Source organism: Lysinibacillus sp. BSL11 (assembly GCF_052928325.1).
Window position 1 is genome coordinate 415,961 of the sequence record NZ_JAVGCX010000001.1, and the last position, 17,440, is coordinate 433,400.

Annotated in this window: 23 protein-coding genes and 1 other annotated feature; of the genes, 1 reads left to right on the forward strand and 22 read right to left on the reverse strand. The window is 39.4% G+C overall.

The features are described from left to right. Window positions 1-14 precede the first annotated feature (14 nt). The 4 genes from ruvB to RCJ95_RS02105 all read right to left on the reverse strand — a co-directional run bounded on the left by ruvB (window position 15) and on the right by RCJ95_RS02105 (window position 3,711). Window positions 15-1,019 carry a Holliday junction branch migration DNA helicase RuvB gene (ruvB, locus tag RCJ95_RS02090; RefSeq protein WP_221679907.1) on the reverse strand — a complete coding sequence of 335 codons (1,005 nt, stop codon included), beginning with the start codon at window positions 1,017-1,019 and terminating at the stop codon, window positions 15-17. 18 nt (window positions 1,020-1,037) lie between these two features. Beyond that, a complete protein-coding gene (gene ruvA / locus RCJ95_RS02095) occupies window positions 1,038-1,658 on the reverse strand; it encodes a Holliday junction branch migration protein RuvA (RefSeq protein ID WP_004226690.1) in 621 nt (206 codons plus the stop codon). A 111-nt stretch (window positions 1,659-1,769) separates the two neighbouring features. Then, window positions 1,770-2,648 (reverse strand): phosphotransferase, encoded by an 879-nt coding sequence (locus RCJ95_RS02100; RefSeq protein WP_313150612.1) that lies wholly within the window; start codon window positions 2,646-2,648, stop codon window positions 1,770-1,772. Next, window positions 2,638-3,711, reverse strand: coding sequence for a LysM peptidoglycan-binding domain-containing protein (locus RCJ95_RS02105; protein ID WP_221679905.1), 1,074 nt, complete (start codon window positions 3,709-3,711; stop codon window positions 2,638-2,640). The genes RCJ95_RS02100 and RCJ95_RS02105 overlap by 11 nt, the downstream gene beginning before the upstream one ends. 141 nt (window positions 3,712-3,852) lie before the next feature. Between RCJ95_RS02105 and RCJ95_RS02110 the strand changes: the two genes are divergently transcribed. Then, complete coding sequence (locus tag RCJ95_RS02110; protein ID WP_036075810.1) at window positions 3,853-4,386, forward strand: transcription repressor NadR; 534 nt, start codon at window positions 3,853-3,855, stop codon at window positions 4,384-4,386. Window positions 4,387-4,502: 116 nt separating this feature from the next. Here RCJ95_RS02110 and RCJ95_RS02115 read toward each other — a convergent pair whose 3' ends face one another. From RCJ95_RS02115 to RCJ95_RS02200, 18 genes are all read right to left on the reverse strand, one after another. Then, window positions 4,503-4,895 carry a thiol-disulfide oxidoreductase DCC family protein gene (locus tag RCJ95_RS02115; RefSeq protein WP_004226682.1) on the reverse strand — a complete coding sequence of 131 codons (393 nt, stop codon included), beginning with the start codon at window positions 4,893-4,895 and terminating at the stop codon, window positions 4,503-4,505. Window positions 4,896-4,919: 24 nt separating this feature from the next. Continuing rightward, entirely contained in the window at window positions 4,920-5,798 is an 879-nt protein-coding gene (pheA, locus tag RCJ95_RS02120; protein ID WP_446721838.1) for a prephenate dehydratase, read from the reverse strand. 165 nt (window positions 5,799-5,963) lie between these two features. Then, window positions 5,964-6,419 carry an ACT domain-containing protein gene (locus RCJ95_RS02125; protein ID WP_004226679.1) on the reverse strand — a complete coding sequence of 152 codons (456 nt, stop codon included), beginning with the start codon at window positions 6,417-6,419 and terminating at the stop codon, window positions 5,964-5,966. Window positions 6,420-6,443: 24 nt separating this feature from the next. After that, window positions 6,444-7,733, reverse strand: a complete 1,290-nt coding sequence (obgE, locus tag RCJ95_RS02130; RefSeq protein ID WP_446721839.1) for a GTPase ObgE — start codon at window positions 7,731-7,733, stop codon at window positions 6,444-6,446. Window positions 7,734-7,738: 5 nt separating this feature from the next. After that, the gene (locus RCJ95_RS02135; protein ID WP_257520264.1) at window positions 7,739-8,266 is read right to left on the reverse strand and encodes a Spo0B domain-containing protein; all 528 of its coding nucleotides are present in this window, start codon (window positions 8,264-8,266) and stop codon (window positions 7,739-7,741) included. 179 nt (window positions 8,267-8,445) lie between these two features. Further along, entirely contained in the window at window positions 8,446-8,745 is a 300-nt protein-coding gene (gene rpmA, locus RCJ95_RS02140; protein WP_016991892.1) for a 50S ribosomal protein L27, read from the reverse strand. After that, complete coding sequence (locus tag RCJ95_RS02145; protein ID WP_004226670.1) at window positions 8,742-9,098, reverse strand: ribosomal-processing cysteine protease Prp; 357 nt, start codon at window positions 9,096-9,098, stop codon at window positions 8,742-8,744. The genes rpmA and RCJ95_RS02145 overlap by 4 nt, the downstream gene beginning before the upstream one ends. Before the next feature lie 16 nt (window positions 9,099-9,114). After that, window positions 9,115-9,423 carry a 50S ribosomal protein L21 gene (gene rplU, locus RCJ95_RS02150; RefSeq protein ID WP_004226667.1) on the reverse strand — a complete coding sequence of 103 codons (309 nt, stop codon included), beginning with the start codon at window positions 9,421-9,423 and terminating at the stop codon, window positions 9,115-9,117. 14 nt (window positions 9,424-9,437) lie between these two features. Next, window positions 9,438-9,515, reverse strand: a sequence feature (ribosomal protein L21 leader region). A 45-nt stretch (window positions 9,516-9,560) separates the two neighbouring features. Continuing rightward, on the reverse strand, window positions 9,561-10,172 hold the full coding sequence (locus tag RCJ95_RS02155; protein WP_221679899.1) for a stage IV sporulation protein FB: 612 nt from the start codon (window positions 10,170-10,172) through the stop codon (window positions 9,561-9,563). Beyond that, window positions 10,162-10,716: a peptidoglycan DD-metalloendopeptidase family protein gene (locus RCJ95_RS02160; protein ID WP_016991889.1), complete on the reverse strand. Its 555-nt coding sequence runs from the start codon at window positions 10,714-10,716 to the stop codon at window positions 10,162-10,164. Before RCJ95_RS02160 ends, RCJ95_RS02155 begins: the two co-directional genes overlap by 11 nt. Before the next feature lie 93 nt (window positions 10,717-10,809). Continuing rightward, the gene (gene minD / locus RCJ95_RS02165; protein ID WP_004226660.1) at window positions 10,810-11,607 is read right to left on the reverse strand and encodes a septum site-determining protein MinD; all 798 of its coding nucleotides are present in this window, start codon (window positions 11,605-11,607) and stop codon (window positions 10,810-10,812) included. 1 nt (window position 11,608) lies between these two features. Next, entirely contained in the window at window positions 11,609-12,277 is a 669-nt protein-coding gene (gene minC, locus RCJ95_RS02170) for a septum site-determining protein MinC (RefSeq protein ID WP_004226657.1), read from the reverse strand. 27 nt (window positions 12,278-12,304) lie between these two features. Then, a complete protein-coding gene (gene mreD, locus RCJ95_RS02175) occupies window positions 12,305-12,829 on the reverse strand; it encodes a rod shape-determining protein MreD (protein ID WP_004226656.1) in 525 nt (174 codons plus the stop codon). Further along, window positions 12,829-13,743: a rod shape-determining protein MreC gene (gene mreC / locus RCJ95_RS02180; RefSeq protein WP_004226655.1), complete on the reverse strand. Its 915-nt coding sequence runs from the start codon at window positions 13,741-13,743 to the stop codon at window positions 12,829-12,831. Before mreC ends, mreD begins: the two co-directional genes overlap by 1 nt. A 13-nt stretch (window positions 13,744-13,756) precedes the next feature. Further along, window positions 13,757-14,776, reverse strand: a complete 1,020-nt coding sequence (locus RCJ95_RS02185; protein ID WP_004226654.1) for a rod shape-determining protein — start codon at window positions 14,774-14,776, stop codon at window positions 13,757-13,759. Window positions 14,777-15,355: 579 nt separating this feature from the next. Beyond that, the gene (gene radC, locus RCJ95_RS02190) at window positions 15,356-16,027 is read right to left on the reverse strand and encodes a RadC family protein (protein WP_192807141.1); all 672 of its coding nucleotides are present in this window, start codon (window positions 16,025-16,027) and stop codon (window positions 15,356-15,358) included. Window positions 16,028-16,060: 33 nt separating this feature from the next. Then, window positions 16,061-16,654 carry a Maf family protein gene (locus RCJ95_RS02195; RefSeq protein WP_446721840.1) on the reverse strand — a complete coding sequence of 198 codons (594 nt, stop codon included), beginning with the start codon at window positions 16,652-16,654 and terminating at the stop codon, window positions 16,061-16,063. 98 nt (window positions 16,655-16,752) lie between these two features. Next, window positions 16,753-17,397 carry a hypothetical protein gene (locus tag RCJ95_RS02200; RefSeq protein ID WP_221680886.1) on the reverse strand — a complete coding sequence of 215 codons (645 nt, stop codon included), beginning with the start codon at window positions 17,395-17,397 and terminating at the stop codon, window positions 16,753-16,755. Window positions 17,398-17,440 lie beyond the last annotated feature (43 nt).

Genomic DNA, 17,440 nt, shown 5'->3' on the forward strand with positions numbered 1-17,440 from the left:
AATAACTTCCTTCTTTATGTTTGTTGGGGATACTCATATCCAAAATGTTCGTAGGCTAAATGAGTCGCTACTCTTCCTCTCGGGGTACGTTGAATAAGGCCAATTTGCATCAAATAAGGCTCGTAAACATCTTCTATCGTAACCCGTTCCTCACCAATTGATGCAGCAAGAGTATCTAAGCCTACTGGGCCTCCTCGGAATCGCTCAATCATATTGGTTACAAGTTTATGGTCAATATGATCAAGCCCTCTAGGATCTACTTGTAACAGCTCTAGTGCTTGCTGTGCAAGACCCTCCGTAATCATACCATCTCCAAGCACTTGTGCATAATCTCGCACTCGTTTCAATAAACGATTGGCAATTCGAGGTGTTCCACGTGAGCGTCTCGCCATTTCCATTGCTGCTACTTGCTCTATTTCTACCTCAAATAAATGTGCACTTCTCACAACAATTTCAGCAAGTGATTGGTCATCATAATATTCTAGGCGCAGCAACACACCAAAGCGATCTCTTAGAGGAGCAGATAGGGCACCCGCTCTTGTTGTTGCACCTACAAGGGTAAAGGGAGGTAAATCAAGTCGTACAGAACGTGCTTCAGGACCTTTTCCTACCACAATATCTAAGCAGAAGTCTTCCATTGCTGGATATAGTACTTCTTCAATAGCACGGGGCAGGCGATGAATTTCATCAATAAATAAAACGTCTCCAGGCTCTAGTGAACTTAGAATAGCTGCCAAATCTCCTGGACGCTCAATCGCAGGGCCACTTGTCATGCGTACGTTAACATTCATCTCATTTGCGATGACAGCAGCTAGGGTCGTTTTACCAAGTCCTGGAGGTCCATATAACAACACATGATCTAAACTTTCTTGGCGAAGCTTTGCCGCTTCAATGAATATTTGTAAGTTTTCCTTTACTTTATGTTGCCCAATATACTGGGCTAATTTTTGAGGACGTAAAGATAACTCAAACTGCTCATCATAGCTGCCTGCTTCACTTGCCATCATACGTTCAGACATGCACCTTTCCTCCTTTCCTTATTTTAATTTTAGCAGTAGTTGCAATGCTTGTTTCATAAAGGCATCTGTCGTTTCAAGTTTATCGTTATCCTCTAGCTGTGGTTTAATTTTTTCTAGCTCTTTTTCAGAATAGCCAAGTGCCATTAAGGCAAGTAAGGCCTCTTCTAATTCGTGTTTATATGCATTCACACCAAACAAAGGTAACTCATCTTCTGCACTAGGTAACTCCAGTGTATCTAATAATGAACCAAGTTTGCCCTTCAAGTCGAGGATCATTTGACGTGCTGTTTTCTTACCAACTCCAGGGAATTTCACTAAAAACGCTTCATCCTCTCGTTCAATTGCGCTAATAACCTGTTGTGGATTACCTGTAGCTAAAATCGCTAAAGCGCCCTTTGGTCCTATTCCTGAAACTAAAATAAGCTTACGGAATAACTCACGCTGATCTAGATTAGGGAAGCCATATAAAACTTGTGCATCCTCTCGTACATGCAAATGAACATATATCTGTTGTTCAAGGGCAGATGTTCGAAAAGCAAATGGATTGGGCGTATTAAGTTGCCACCCAATCCCCTGTTGTTCCAGCACAATAAATTCAGGAGTAATACGAGTAATTTGTCCTTTTAAATAATCATACATCTATAATCCCTCACAATCATCGTCTTCGATTATAGCATATAGCGAACGAATGCTCGACAAAAAGTAGCGTCGAAACGCCGTTCGCAGACAAAAATGACCGCCAGTTGACGGTCATTTCTTGACAAATCTATCAATATCGTACCACAGTTTTGGCCAATAGGTGAGGGCTCGTTTTGTAAACGGTACTAAATAATCTAAAAATACTAGCTGTTGCTCTAGTGGTAAATCTATAGCAAACAGCCATTCTCGTAATAACTCATTCGGATATTTTAAGCGATGAAGCTTTCTTTTATCCAGTCGTTTCAGCTCAGGTAACTCTGCAAAAATCTTTCCAAGATCATAATCTACAGCAGGTAACACACGATGTAACCATAAAATATACTCGTCATCCGCTTCACCAAGGTGTGCTAAATCAAAATCAATTAAACGTAATTGTCCATCGGAGCACCATAAAAAATTATGATGAACTACATCCCCATGCAATAGCGTAATCTCTTTTTCAGGTGCATCTTCCAATGCAATCAATTGTAATGACTTATCACTATAATGCAGTATTTGATCAATTTCTTCTTTCGTTAAAAATGTTCGAAACTCATTTCTTCTACTTTTAAAACGCATATGACGCATTTGCCATTTTAAAAGCTGTGAGTAGGTATGCAAGCCTGGCATGCGCTGCCAAGCAATCTTTTTATGTGTATCATGTAAAGCGATTAATAGTCTAAGAGATTCCTTACGATCTTTTTTATGCGCAAAGTTAGCACCGTGGCTTCCTTCTTGCCACATTTGCACAATTAACTGCTCATCATCGCTCTGAACTAATGGTAGGATCAAAGAAGGTTCCATACGTCCTAATTGGCGATGAATGGTTCTTACCTTCTCTGCAATTTCCACTTGCTTTGCACGTTTGACAAAATAATTTTTCGATCGATACTTATATTTCCAAATATTTGGCTTTACTTCTTCTACAATATATGCTTTTTCACCATCGATAAGGCGTCATCCCGCCTGGGAAATAATGCGGTGACATCCAAGGACCTGTTGCTGATGGGCATGGTGGTGGCGGGCAATGACAAGGGTCCATTTGCCAATTTGGCATCATCATTGGTTGTGTGCCACAGCCACAAGATTGACCCATGTTCATATCAGGCATCATCATTGGTTGTGTGCCACAACCACAGGATTGACCCATGTTCATATCAGGCATCATCATTGGTTGTGTGCCACAACCACAGGATTGCCCCATATTCATATCAGGCATCATATCCATTTGTGGCTTCATTTGGTGATCTTGCGTATGGAAGAATGGTGATGTGGACTCTAAAAAGTCTTCCATTCCACCAACTTTATGATCTGGCATGTCATAGGACATTGGCTGCTGTGGCATCGTATAATGCTCGACCTGCGGCTGCATTGGCATCGGCCACCACATCTGATGATAGATCGGCTGATGGCAACTTGAACAATGTGGTACGGCAGGCATTTGTGGCATGATATGCATTGGTGGATGTGGTGCTGGTTGTGGCATTGGCTTCGGTTTAGCTACAGGTGGTGGTGGTGGTGGCGGTGTAGGTGCTGGCGGCGGTGGTGGCTGTATTTGTACAGGTGGTATTGTAACATTTTGCTCCATTTGTGGCATCACCAATTGCTGGTGCCAATTCATTTCCACAGGCTGCGGTACCCACATCGGCTGTTGTGGCATCTGCATTGGCATTGGCATCGGTATTGGTATCGGTATCATTTGTGGTTCTGGCATTGGCATAGGTGGTGGCGGTACAATTGGCGGTGGTGGTGGCATTGGTCGCTGTACCTCTTTTTTAGGACTTTCCTTTGGTGTCTCCTTATGCACTTGTGTTTCCTTTTTCGGCATTTCTTTATGTGAATCTCTATGCGGCTCTTTGTTTATTTTTTCAGGCAATATAATTTCCATGCCTGGAACAATATAATCTGGGTTGGCAAGATGGACATTGAGCCGCTTCAAATCTTCAAACGAAATGCCGTACTCTTTCGCAATCTTCCACAATGTATCTCCCTTTTGAACAATATGAATACGCAATTTTTTCCTCCCTTCCTCTCTACGTATCATATGTTCAATGTTTCATTTGGATACAAAAATTTCAGCAAGTTAGAAAAGCTTCATGGTACACTAATTCATAAGGAATACGGATTCCTTTATTACGAGCAGGGGTGATCTCTTATGAAAAAAATGTTAGGCGAAGAACGCCGACTGCAACTATTAGCGCAATTAAAAAAAAATAAAGCACCTATAACTGGGACAGACTTAGCTAAGTTCGCCAATGTTTCTAGACAAGTAATCGTCAATGATATGACTTTATTAAAGGCAAGAAATGAGCCTATTATTGCTACAAGCCAGGGCTATCTTTATATGCATCAAGAACAAATACAGCAAACCGTTGAACGAACATTCCCTTGCTTGCATACATCAGAGCAGACAGAAGATGAATTAATGACGATTGTAGACTGTGGCGGAACCGTCAAAAATGTCATTGTTGAACATCCGATATATGGTGAACTGACAGCCTCAATCATGGTATCCAACCGCCATGAAGTGAAACAATTTATCGAACGTGTGAATGCAACACAGGCCAATTATTTATCTGCTCTCACTGGTGGCATTCATTTACATGTCATCACAGCACCCTCTGTTGAAGTTTTAACATTAATTGAGCGAGCTTTACAAAAAAAGGGTTACTTAGTGACAGATCAATGAATAGCAAAAGCACCGTCTGAAAAATTGATTTCAAACGGTGCTTTCTGTTTTTTTATGCAGGTATTGTCTCATCAAGCGCGGGCTTCTGTCCGTAACTATCGTTCCCTTAGGCCCTATCAGGAAAGAAATCTTTGTCGTTGAGCAGGCGTAGGCAATAAGCATTCACTTTTTTTTCCAAACAAACGATAGCGTTGCTTTGCAAATAATCGATATAATGCATTGCGAATAAATGGTGGTACAAGGATGAAGGCATAGAAACAAGGCCACAATCCATCAAATTTACGGCAAATGTTTAACGCAGCAGTAGATTCAACAGACACTTTCCCTTGTTCAATAAGAATTACACTATCTATATTCTTTGGTATATGATATTGAGTGAGAAGCGATTGACCAACCTCGCTTTGCAGCGATGCAAATTGAAAATAGCCAGCTTGATCATGTTTGATGATAAACTGAACAGTGCTATCACAAAAATTACAGACACCATCGAATAAAATAATCCCACCCATCTTCTTTCCTCCTCCTTCACATTACTATGCTTCGTCTGATGTTACATAAGTAAAATAGGTACCAAGAGACTTTACTTTGCAACCTAGCGCAGCTAATTCTTCCATTGCCCCACGCATCATCGGTTCCTTTTCATCTGCTAATACATCAATCATAAAGAAATAATCACCTAATCCTGTTTTTAATGGACGTGATTCGATTTTACTTAAATTTAGCTGACGCCATGCAAAAACAGAAAGCACCTGATGTAATGCACCTGAACGATCTGTTGGTAAGGTAATCATAAATGTTGTTTTTGCTTGCCCATCTGATAGCTCTTGTGGCAATCGTTTATTTTGCTTAGACAGTACAAAGAATCTTGTATGATTAAAATGAAAATCATGGATATTCTGCTCCACTATTTCAAGACCATACTTTTCCGCTGCGGCTGCATTACCAACTGCCGCTATACACTCTTGTGGATTTTCTGATACATATTTCGCTGCTGCTGCAGTTGAAGTTGTTTGATGTAACGGTACATGACTAAAACGATAAAATAAATATTTATGACATTGAGCTAGTGCGTGTGGATGAGAATAAACACCTTCGATTGACTGCCAATCATCCTTCTGCACTTTATTGACCATTAAATGCTGCTGAATTTTCAGCAATAACTCTCCAGTTACATAAAGTGTTGCCTCATGGAATAAGTAATCTAATGTTAATGATACAGAGCCCTCTAGAGCATTTTCTAGCGGCACGACAGCTAAATCTACCTTTCCCTCTGCAACAGCCTCTATACATTCTGGAATCGTGGCACACGGTACAAGCCACTCATTTGGAAAAGTAGCTTTTGTTGCTAGGTATGTAAATGATGCTTCTGGTCCTAGATAGGCGATTCGATTTTCCCATTGTTGCTTTGTCATTGCAAATACCTCCTTTATGGCACAATAAGGAGCAGTCCCTCGTGATGAATAACGCTAGGGACAGCTCCTTATTTGAGCTTTGTTATCGTATCTTTACCCATTGGGGTTTTTCAACACGATGTTTGTCATTTTGTCAAAAATTAAAGGATTGAACACTCTCTGTGATTATAATGCTCCAGAACTAATCACTTCCGCTGACTCCACAAAATCTAAGCGTTTTAATTGCTGGATAAGATCATCAAGATCACAGGTCATGCTTGTTACATCTAATGACAATGTAACATTCGCACGTCCCTGAATAGGGATTGTTTGATGAATCGTTAAGACATTACAATGTGTAATTGTCACCGTTTCTAAAAGCTTGGCAAGTGTTCCTTTTCTATCTTGAAGCTGTAAAAAGACTGTTAAAATGCGTTCCTGCACAATTGAATGAAAAGGAAAAACCGCATCACGATATTTGTAAAACGCACTTCGCGATAAATCCACCTGCTTTACCGCATCCCAAATGGAAGATACTGAACCACTTGATAGTAAGTGTTTCGCCTCCAAAGTTTTTTGCATTGCATCCGTTAAAACATCCTCACGAACTAAATAATATCGCTGATTCGCAACATTCTTCATACGCTTCCCCCTAAAACTCATGTCTTAATCGACAAATTCAAATTCAAACTCTTGTAGGCGTACTGTATCGCCATCTTGTGCTCCACGCTCACGCAGAGCCTCGTCCACACCCATAGCACGCAATTGACGAGCAAAACGACGTATACCATCCTCACGGCTAAAGTCTGTCATTTTAAATAAACGCTCAATTGCATAACCACTAATAATAAATGTACCGTCATCGTCACGAGTGATTTCGAAATCTTCACCTTTCGCCTCATGCTTGTACATGACAGTTGCGTCTGATTGTTCCTCAACTTCATCAAACAGTGGGAATTCAGGCGTAACTTCTAAGAGATCCGCAATAGCAAACAACAGTTCTTTTAACCCTTGACGTGAGACAGCAGAAATCGGGAAAATTTGAACGTCTTCCCCTACCTTTTGGCGGAATGCTGTTAAGTTTTCCTCTGCTTCAGGCATATCCATTTTATTGGCTACGATAATCTGTGGACGCTCTGTTAAACGAAGATTATATTGTTTTAGCTCTTCATTAATTGTTAAATAATCTTCATATGGATCGCGACCTTCCATTCCTGACATATCAATCACATGGACAATAACGCGTGTACGTTCAATATGTCGTAAAAATTGGTGGCCTAATCCTACCCCTTCATGAGCCCCTTCAATCAGCCCTGGTAAATCAGCCATCGCAAAGCTTCGATGGTCATCCGTTTCAATCATGCCTAAGTTCGGTACAATTGTTGTGAAATGATAAGCACCAATTTTTGGCTTAGCCGCGGAAACAACAGATAAAAGTGTTGATTTACCAACACTTGGGAAACCAACTAACCCTACATCTGCTAAAACTTTTAACTCTAATATAACATTTAATTCTTGTCCTGGCTCACCTTTTTCAGAAAGTTCTGGCGCTGGGTTGGCAGGAGTAGCAAATCGAGAATTACCACGTCCACCGCGTCCTGCTTTTGCAATAACTGCTCGTTGCCCATGCTCGACTAAGTCAGCAATAACGGCATTTGTTTCTTCATTCATAACCACTGTACCTGGTGGTACTTTAACAATTAAATCTTCCGCATTTTTACCGTGCATGCCTTTACTCATACCATGCTCGCCACGCGGTGCTTTAAAATGACGTTTATAGCGGAAATCCATTAATGTACGTAAGCCTTCCTCTACTTCAAATACGACATTACCGCCATGTCCACCATCTCCACCAGCTGGACCACCGTTCGGTACATATTTTTCTCGACGAAAGGCAACCATACCATCTCCGCCGTCGCCACCTTTAACATAAATCTTTACGTGATCGACAAACATTTAGTTCACTCCCTATTTGCACTCAAGACATATTGCCAGCGCGTATTTGTCTGCTCAATTGTTTGAATGTCGAATTGTTTCAAACCTTTTTCGGTGAATGCATCAGCACTCCATAACCCATTTAGCGTGAATGTCACGGCAAATGTATGATCGTCAACACGTACATCAAGCGTTAGGATCTGCTCTGTAAATGGATCTAATGTATCATAAACATGCATAACTGTTTTGTTTAAATAATCTACAACTCCCTGATCAATATCAATGGTCACAGGCTTTTTTATCTCACCGCTTAGCTTCCATGCTAATGATGGGTAACGCCATCCTGCTGTTTGAAGCCATTCAATTGTTTGTGGTAATTGTAGTCGATTGAGGATAGAAAACACTCGTAATTGTTCTGAATAATGTTGAATAAGTTTTTTCGATTCCTCGATTCTACCTAAATCTAAATTCATGCGAATCAGTTGCAGTTGATTCACATAATCATGATTTGCAAAACGTAATACTTCACTAATGGTTAGTGATTGATTGTTCATCCCATTCACTCCAATAAAGTTATCCTTACTAGTATAACAAGTTTTGCTGTATTTTTCCCTTAATTCTTTAATCAATTATACCTTGGTGTCATTGCGTCCAAAATTGGCTTTTTTGAAATTTAGCCAAAAAAAGGACTGCAATAAATGCAGTCCTCCGCTTTATGTTATCTTATAAAAGATTAAGCTTCTTGTGTTGTTGGATAAACAGATACTTGTTTGCGATCGCGACCTAAACGTTCGAATTTAACAACGCCATCAACTTTAGCAAATAGTGTATCGTCACCACCACGACCTACGTTTGTACCTGGGTAAATTTTTGTACCGCGTTGACGGTAAAGAATTGAACCACCAGTTACGAATTGGCCATCAGCACGTTTTGCACCAAGTCGTTTAGACTCAGAGTCACGTCCGTTTTTAGTAGAACCTACCCCTTTTTTCGATGCAAAAAGTTGAAGGTCTAATGCTAATAATAATTTCATCGAGTTCCACCTCCTACTTGGTTGTAGTTGATTTGGATGTATTGTCCGTAATTTTGCACCATAGAATACACTTGGGCAGTCATTACTTGAACAATTAACTGTAGTTTTGCATCTACTTCAGGCTCTAAGTCTGATGGTAAATCTACCTTGAGATAGCCTCCACCTTCAGCAGCTTGTTCGATTTCTGGCTGAATTTGTAATAATGCATAAATAGCATTAACAGTACCAATCGCTATAGTTGATGCTCCTGCACATACTAAATCCTTACCAGATTCATCATAACCAGCATGTCCTGAAAATTCGAATGCTGACACATGTCTATTTTCATCGTGATGAATCGTAACTTGTATCATTCTCTATACCTCACAATTAAGCGTTGATTGCTTCAACAACTAATTTTGTGTAAGGTTGACGGTGACCTTGTTTACGACGGTAGTTCTTTTTAGCTTTCAATTTGAAAACAACGATTTTTTTCGCACGGCCTTCTTTAACAACTTTAGCTGTTACAGTAGCGCCTTCTACGAATGGAGCGCCAACTTTAACGTTTTCGCCACCTACGAATAAAACTTTATCAAAAGTTACAACCTCATCAGCTTCTACGCCTAATTTTTCAACATAGATTTCTTGACCAGCTTCTACTTTGACTTGTTTACCACCAGTTTCAATAATTGCGTACATTTTACTGCACCTCCTCTTAGACTCAGACTCGCCTGTTTCATAAGGTGATCTTACTAGACACTTAAACCTTTACAGAGCGGTTGTAGTAGCACGGGTGCTACAAACAATAACATTAAAATATTACCACACGATTTTTTTCAAGTCAATCTATTCATAACATATTTTTCAAAAGCAACTCGATATTTTCGATAACGCCATTCTTTCAACACTTGCAACCAAATGAATAAATTTATGATGGCTAAAAAAATAGATTGTGGCAAGAACTTGAAAGTGACAAGTAATAGTATAGTAGCTACGATGAATGATAACCAATAATATAGCTCTATCACGTGAGCTCTTGGATATTTTAAAAATAGGCAGGCTAACAATATCCTTCCACCATCTAACGGTATGATGGGTACAATATTTACAGCCAATAACACGAGTTGTACATTTATAAGCTTAGTAGCGAGTAAATCAGGCATAAAAAAAGCGAGGCCAATCCCAATAATCGTAGCGATTGGCCCTCCTAATGCAATCCATAGGAGTGACGAAGCTTGCACAACCGCTGGATTTTCAAATTGAATTTCTCCCCCGTATGGTGTAATTACGCAGGATTTCACCTTCACTCCACACATTACTGCCGCAACTAAGTGACCAGCCTCATGCCACAGTAATGAAAATAGAATGATCGCGTAATAGGCTAACTGGCCACTAAAAATCATGACAAATACGAGAGGGATACACAAAAGATGTAATTTAATCTTCATTTGTCTCCGTCGTTTCAAGCCATTGTACAATTTGCTCTAAATCATAATGGGCATCTCCCTTTTCGATGGACACATAAAGTTGACCCGCTTCTTTCATGCCAATTAAATCATTTGCTTGAATAGATGTGTATGGTAGTTGAGCTAAACTATCTAACATACCATAGGAAACGGTTGTACCATCTTCATAGCTGATGGTCATGGTCTTACCTGTGTATTTTGTATGGCCAGTAAAAACGACTAATCCATTCTGACCAGCATAGATAGGTAAGCCAACATCATACTGCAATAGATAGCCTTCTTTAAATACTTGGGCATTCGCAAATGTTAAAAGATCTGCTTGCCCTACATCACTAGAAACCATGATGGTCTCTTTTTCTTTTTCGAACCAGCTTTGTCCGAGCTCACTTAAATACGTTAAATCAGCAGAGGTAGTAACAAGCTTCCGAACAGGTGTATCCACTACACCCTGATCCTCTAAACGAATAACAAGCATGATCGCTGCCACAAGAAGTATCGTGACGAACCATTTCCATTTTTTAAACAAGCCCTCATCCTTTTTTCCTCACTATATGTGATTGCATGTCCAAACATGCACAACAAAAAACCTTCCCGTACTATTGCACGAAAAGGTTTTAATTTATTTTGAGAAAAGGGCTTTAAGTTTTGAAAACATCCCTCTTTGCTCATCTTGAATAGCCATTAAAGGCACTGATTCACCAAGAATACGACGGGCAATATTTCGATAGCCTAATGACGCTTTATTTGAGGGGTCCATTACAATTGGTTCACCTTTATTAGAAGATGAGATGACGCCTTCACTGTCTATAATAATGCCTAATAAATCAATAGATAAATGAGTTGTAATTTCATTGACATCCAGTGTGTCACCGCTCTTCATCATATGTTGTCGAATACGATTAATGATGAGTTTAGGTGCTGTAATCTCTTCCTGCTCCAGTAAACCAATAATACGATCTGCATCACGAACAGCAGAAATTTCAGGTGTTGTGACAACAATCGCATGATCTGCACCAGCAACAGCGTTACGGTAGCCTTGCTCAATTCCCGCTGGGCAATCGATTAATACATAATCATAGTCTCTTTTCAATTCCTCTACTAAGCTCTTCATTTGCTCAGGGGTAACAGCGTTTTTATCTGTTGTTTGAGCAGCAGGTAATAAAAATAGTTTCTCATCTACGCGTTTATCCTTAATCAATGCTTGATGAATTTTACAGCGTCCCTCCACCACATCAACTAGGTCATAAATAATACGATTTTCAAGGCCTAAAATCACATCTAAATTACGTAGGCCAATATCTGTATCCACTAAACATACTTTTTTACCTTGTAGAGCCAATGCAGTCCCAAGGTTAGCCGTTGTCGTTGTTTTACCGACACCGCCTTTACCTGAAGTTATGACGATCGCTTCTCCCACACTAGCTTCCTCCCTTAGACACATTTAACAATGGTCGAATATTTTTTAAGGCATGAATTTGATCGTACGTAATGCGTCCATCGTAGCCAATAAATGCACAAGTCATTTCTACTTGATTTATCGCTTTTACATGTTCATCTGACATTACCTGAACTTGATCGGCAATCATGATATGCGTGGCTTCAAATCGAGATGCTGCAATGATTGCTTCTTTATTACCTTGCATACCAGCATGTGCAATCCCTTTAAGTCTACCTAGGACATATACATTACCTCCAGCCTCAACACGACCGTTTGGATTGACATTTCCTATGATGGTAATATCCCCAGATGAACGCAGAATTTGTCCTGATCTGACCACTCCTATATATGTATCTTGTTGGCTTTCAAACATCTTCTGGTTGCTTTCGTGGACAGTCAGTACTTCACTTTGCACCTTTGATACAATAAGCTGCTCCGTTTCTTCTATAATTTTTATAAGTTCATTTAATTGTTCTTCAGTACAGTATCGATAGCCTAAGTATAATTGTACATCAACTTTACCATCGATACCGCCCTCTAAAACCTTATTCTTTAATTCTTCCACTAGTTCACCATACGCACATTGGTCGTCTAGGCGTAGTACAAAACCGTCCTTCGTTCCCTTCATATTAACTAACTGTTTTTTCATGAATGCCTCACCTCACGTTGTTCTTTGTTAAGAAACCTCACGTGCTCTCTGTAAGACACGCGCATTAATTAGATACTTGAAGGCCCACCCAAGAATCATTAAAAATAAAGCATTCGCAATGATTGTTGGTAGTAGTCGTGAACGTAAGAAATCCGCTAAAGGAATTGCTGTAAAATCGATTAGGAAAAAGAATTGATAGAGAATAAATTCTAAAATCGCTACTAGTACAACTGAAATTGTAGTTGTTACAACTAAGTGCTGATGTATAACTTTCACGATAGACCCTGCCAAAAAACATATAAGTGGATAAAGTACTGAATATAATCCAATAATATCAATGTAAAACACATCATACAAGACACCAAAAAAAAGTCCATACATTACCGCTCGTTGACGGCTGTAATAGATGGATATAAAAATAAGGTATAAGATTAAAAAACGCGGTACCAGAAAATAGACTTCCCCTTTAATTTCAATAGGGGAAAGCATAGCAAATTCTGGTTCTAAAAGGAATAGTAAAACCGCTACAGAGGGAATGAGAAATCGAACCATCACTCCGCCTCCTCTTCACTCGCCTCTTGCGGATTCGATAAATCCTCATTCGTTGCATTGCCATCTGAACCATCAATACTTGTGGATGTTCGCTTTGCAATCACAACATGCTCTAAAATTGAAAAATCAGCAGATGGTTTGACATACGCCATTTTTGTTAAACCATGATCATCTGTACTAACTTCCATAATTTCTCCTATCGGCACTCCCTTAGGGAAAATACCACCAAGACCTGAAGAAACTACTTGCTCGCCTTCTTTCACCTTCATGCTAGAATCGATTCGCTTCATAATGAGTTCATTACGTTCTTCATCAAAGCCCTCGATTAAACCGTATGCTTCTTTTTCTCCTAGCACCATCGCGGAAACACGATAGTTTGGATTATTTGTATTTAAAAGCTCTACCTCAGATGTGAAAGGTGTAACTAGGGTAATTTTCCCCACTAACCCTTTCGCCGTCATAACTGCCATGTTTTTTTTGACTCCATGAGAAGACCCTTTATCTAAAATAATTTTCTCTTCCCACTGGTCAGGATTTCTAGCAATCACTGTTGCTTGAATTGGATTAAATGCCTTTAAGCTCTCAGTTTTATCCAAAAGCTCTCGAAGCTTGTTATTCTCTGATTTTAAATCCGTAGCCTCAGCTTGTACAACTGCAAAATCTTCTAAGCGTGCTTTCAAACGTTTATTTTCTTCGTACGTGTTTAAGAGGGAGTCAATACTATTAAAAACACCATTAATATAATTCGCCGGCTTCGCAACGAGCGATTGTGCGAAACCGACAGTATCTTTAATAATTTGCTCTGGTAAAGTTGCATTCGTCCGATCACGTAATGAGAAGCTAATCAATGCCACAAGAAAAACCATGCCTATGAGCAGCAAAATTACTTTCTTATTGAAAAAAAAGTGTGGCATTGCCTAAACCTCCTTACCCTTTAACTTGTTGTTGACGAATTAAGTCGATATGATCTAATGCCTTACCTGTACCAATTGCTACACAGTCTAAAGGATCTTCTGCAATGAATACTGGCATATTTGTCTCTTGGCTGATTACTTTGTCTAAGTTTGTTAGCAGTGCCCCACCACCAGTTAATACAATACCGCGCTCCATTACATCAGCAGATAATTCTGGAGGTGTTTGTTCTAATGTTTTACGAACACCGTCAATAATAGAGGCAACCGCTTCACGTAAGGATTCAGAAATTTCCTGTGAAGAAATTTCGATTGTTTTCGGTAATCCTGTTAACAGGTCACGTCCTCTAATATCCATTCGTGCTTCTGGTCCTTCTGCCAATGCAGTACCAATTTCCATTTTTACGGCTTCCGCTGTACGTTCACCTATTGTTAAATTATACGTTTTACGGATATACGAAATGATGGATTGATCCATTGCATCACCACCAACACGGACAGATTCACTCGTTACAATACCACCTAAAGAAATAACGGCAACTTCTGTTGTACCTCCACCGATATCAACAACCATTGACCCTGTAGGATCCCATACAGGAAGATTTGAACCGATTGCTGCTGCAAATGGCTCTTCGATTGTGAACGCCTCTTTTGCACCTGCTTGGCGTGCAGCATCAATAACAGCACGCTGCTCCACTGAAGTAATACCATAAGGTACACAAATCATAACATTTGGTTTTTTCCAGTTGCCTCCAGAGTTTTTACATGCTTCTTTTAAATAATACTCGATCATTGCTGTTGTAATATCGAAGTCAGCAATAACGCCATCTTTCATTGGACGAATCGCTACGATTGAGCCAGGTGTTCGACCAATCATATTTTTCGCATCATTACCAACGGCAACAATATCCCCTGTTTTTGTATTTTTTGCTACAACTGAAGGTTCACGTAATACGATCCCCTTTCCTTTAATAAACACTAATGTATTCGCTGTGCCGAGGTCAATCCCGACATCTTTGCTTCCTAGTCCAAACAAATTGTGTACTCCCTTTCTATATAAGCCATACTTTCGTTGACATCCAATATATTTGACGACAATGTATAGGAAATTGAATTGTGTAAATACACAATTGACTCCTTTCAAAGTCCATAACACCTGTCAAAGTTTTTTATCTCCATCAGTTGGTAGTTTACACCTATGAAAAAACTACACACTCATTCACCTCACCACCAATTTTGATGGGAGTCCTCCCTGAATAAAGATAAAATTCATACCGTTCATTATAACGGAAAAACGCAAGAATTTGTAGTATCACATACTTCATCTCACAGAAAAGATACTATTTTAATTCCCTCTTAAACTAAAAATAGTACGTATAGATTAGCATATAATTTTTATTCCCATAAGACAATGTGTATCAGGCTACCAATTTTTGTGAAGATAATTGCTTTTCTATGAATACATTAACGTTATGTAAGAAAAAAGGTTCGCCAATATACCACAAAAAAATACAAAAAATTTTTAGGCCTGGTTATAATTAAGGCCATTTGTAATAGAGTTTTCTATACAACGAAATGGTGTAATCATAAAAAACTCTGCATATTGTATGCAGAGTTAAAAATATCCTTTTTCCTTTAAACTAATATATTGATGGTCGCCGATGATGACGTGATCTATTAACTCTATCCCTATAATATAGCCTGCTTCAACAATTCGCTTTGTTACTTCAATGTCCTCCGAGCTCGGTGTTGGCACCCCACTTGGATGGTTGTGGGCACATATAATAGAGGCGGCAGACCTTTTGACAGCTTCTCGAAATATTTCTCTAGGATGAACGATGGAGGCATTTAAACTGCCAATGAAAATCGTCTGCTTATGAATAATTTGATTTTTTATATTTAAAAAAAGCACTACAAAATGCTCCTGATTAAGCGACGTCATATCAGGCATTAAGTAAGTTGCTGCATCTTGCGGAGAACGTATCGTGAATTTCTCATCATTATGTTTTTGAGCCAGTCTTCTACCCAGTTCAATGGCAGCCATTAATTGAATGGCTTTCACCTCACCTATTCCTTTAATAGCCATCATTTCTTCGATGGTTGCGTGCTTCAAATGATGGAGTCGTTCAAAAACATTTAACACCCTATTTGCAAGAACAAGCACAGATTCTTCCTTTGTGCCTGTCCTCAATAAAATAGCGAGTAGCTCTTGATTCGATAAACTTTCAGCCCCTTGTCGTAATAGCCGTTCACGAGGGCGATCCTCTATATTGACATCACGTATCATCAAAGTTGGTAAAGCGTCTTCTAGCAAAAATATTCACTCCTTCGCAAACTGGACTATCTGTAGATCCACCAATTGCGAAAACAAAGCTGCAAGTGGTAGACCTACAACATTGTTATAATCTCCTTCAATTCGTTTAACTAATAGTGTACCAATCGTTTGAATGCCATAACCACCCGCTTTATCGAAAGGATCTCCTGTATCTACATAAGCTTCAATTAATTCCTGCGATAGACGGTGGAAAACAACTGTCGTCTCTTCCACAAAGGTCGTTTCCTTTCCATCCGGTTCGATTATAGCGACCGCAGTCATCACACTATGTTTGTTATTTGACAAACGTAATAAGTGAGAAATAGCTTCCTCACGCGTTTTGGGTTTATGTAGTAGCTCTTGATTGTAAACAACGATCGTATCTGCACCAATAATCGTGGCATTAGCTGCTTTTTTGGCTACATCACGCGTCTTCAATAAAGCTACTCCTTTTACATAATCCTGCATTGTATGAGCCTGTACACTTGTTTCTTCCACTTCACTTGTCAAGACTTCAAATGGGAGTGTTAGCATGTTAAGTAATTCCTTACGCCTAGGGGAAGCAGAAGCAAGGACAAGCTTATGATTTGTTTTTAACATTATCTGATCATTCCTCCTTATCCTTATGATACAGAAGAATGCACAATTTGAAAATTTTCAAAAAAACAAGATAATGAAGATTTCATTATAATTTATTGTTAAAACTTCACTTGAAGACACGTATTTTTAGATTGGTAATGTGCAAAAACATGCAGACGAATGATGTCGATATCGTTGGAAATAGTAGAGGCCGCTGCACCAATGGACTGCCAATCCTCAGGTAGCGTTGAGTCCTTGCCATTTTCCTTAAAATTTAATTTTGCGGCATTTTTATCTGCTAAAGCAGTTGGTAGTTCTGCCAAGGTCGGTTCTTTACAGCTTTCACCACTGACGCTAAATGCCTTTTTAAAGGTAGCGGGGTCCTGTAAAAATTTTAGCTGACTTTCCTCCGTCACCATGCTTGTCCACACATAAAACTTGTCATCAACTTGAACAATCGCGCTCTCTTTTAAGGCAGGATACTCAGCAACAAATGAACTTGCACTCTCATAGTTTGAATACACGCCAGCTTGGCTTGCATAAAACATAGATGCATTAGATGTATTGGTTGTCTCCCCGGCAGTTGGAATTGTTTCTGTTTGTGATTGATTATTTGCCACTTCACTACCATTTTTCTTTAAAGGTAATTGCGTGCTGGCTTGTAAAACGCCCAGAAAAATTGCTACACCTAATAGACCAACAAATCCACCTATAATCATTGCTCGAAATATTTGTTTTTTCATCACATGACTTACAATTTTCATTTAACTATCACCTCATCCTTCCACCTATCTATGCCAACATCAT

What these genes read in the sequence shown, in the direction of transcription:
- rplU (WP_004226667.1), bottom strand. Translation starts at nt 9,423, where the DNA reads ATGTACGCAATTATTGAAACTGGTGGTAAACAAGTCAAAGTAGAAGCT.
- RCJ95_RS02195 (WP_446721840.1), bottom strand. Translation starts at nt 16,654, where the DNA reads ATGTTAAAAACAAATCATAAGCTTGTCCTTGCTTCTGCTTCCCCTAGG.
- mreD (WP_004226656.1), bottom strand. Translation starts at nt 12,829, where the DNA reads ATGGTTCGATTTCTCATTCCCTCTGTAGCGGTTTTACTATTCCTTTTA.
- mreC (WP_004226655.1), bottom strand. Translation starts at nt 13,743, where the DNA reads ATGCCACACTTTTTTTTCAATAAGAAAGTAATTTTGCTGCTCATAGGC.
- pheA (WP_446721838.1), bottom strand. Translation starts at nt 5,798, where the DNA reads ATGACAAAGCAACAATGGGAAAATCGAATCGCCTATCTAGGACCAGAA.
- obgE (WP_446721839.1), bottom strand. Translation starts at nt 7,733, where the DNA reads ATGTTTGTCGATCACGTAAAGATTTATGTTAAAGGTGGCGACGGCGGA.
- minC (WP_004226657.1), bottom strand. Translation starts at nt 12,277, where the DNA reads ATGAAAAAACAGTTAGTTAATATGAAGGGAACGAAGGACGGTTTTGTA.
- rpmA (WP_016991892.1), bottom strand. Translation starts at nt 8,745, where the DNA reads ATGAAATTATTATTAGCATTAGACCTTCAACTTTTTGCATCGAAAAAA.
- RCJ95_RS02145 (WP_004226670.1), bottom strand. Translation starts at nt 9,098, where the DNA reads ATGATACAAGTTACGATTCATCACGATGAAAATAGACATGTGTCAGCA.
- RCJ95_RS02115 (WP_004226682.1), bottom strand. Translation starts at nt 4,895, where the DNA reads ATGGGTGGGATTATTTTATTCGATGGTGTCTGTAATTTTTGTGATAGC.
- ruvA (WP_004226690.1), bottom strand. Translation starts at nt 1,658, where the DNA reads ATGTATGATTATTTAAAAGGACAAATTACTCGTATTACTCCTGAATTT.
- RCJ95_RS02155 (WP_221679899.1), bottom strand. Translation starts at nt 10,172, where the DNA reads ATGAAGATTAAATTACATCTTTTGTGTATCCCTCTCGTATTTGTCATG.
- RCJ95_RS02200 (WP_221680886.1), bottom strand. Translation starts at nt 17,397, where the DNA reads ATGAAAATTGTAAGTCATGTGATGAAAAAACAAATATTTCGAGCAATG.
- RCJ95_RS02110 (WP_036075810.1), top strand. Translation starts at nt 3,853, where the DNA reads ATGAAAAAAATGTTAGGCGAAGAACGCCGACTGCAACTATTAGCGCAA.
- radC (WP_192807141.1), bottom strand. Translation starts at nt 16,027, where the DNA reads ATGATACGTGATGTCAATATAGAGGATCGCCCTCGTGAACGGCTATTA.
- RCJ95_RS02135 (WP_257520264.1), bottom strand. Translation starts at nt 8,266, where the DNA reads ATGAACAATCAATCACTAACCATTAGTGAAGTATTACGTTTTGCAAAT.
- ruvB (WP_221679907.1), bottom strand. Translation starts at nt 1,019, where the DNA reads ATGTCTGAACGTATGATGGCAAGTGAAGCAGGCAGCTATGATGAGCAG.
- RCJ95_RS02125 (WP_004226679.1), bottom strand. Translation starts at nt 6,419, where the DNA reads ATGAAGAATGTTGCGAATCAGCGATATTATTTAGTTCGTGAGGATGTT.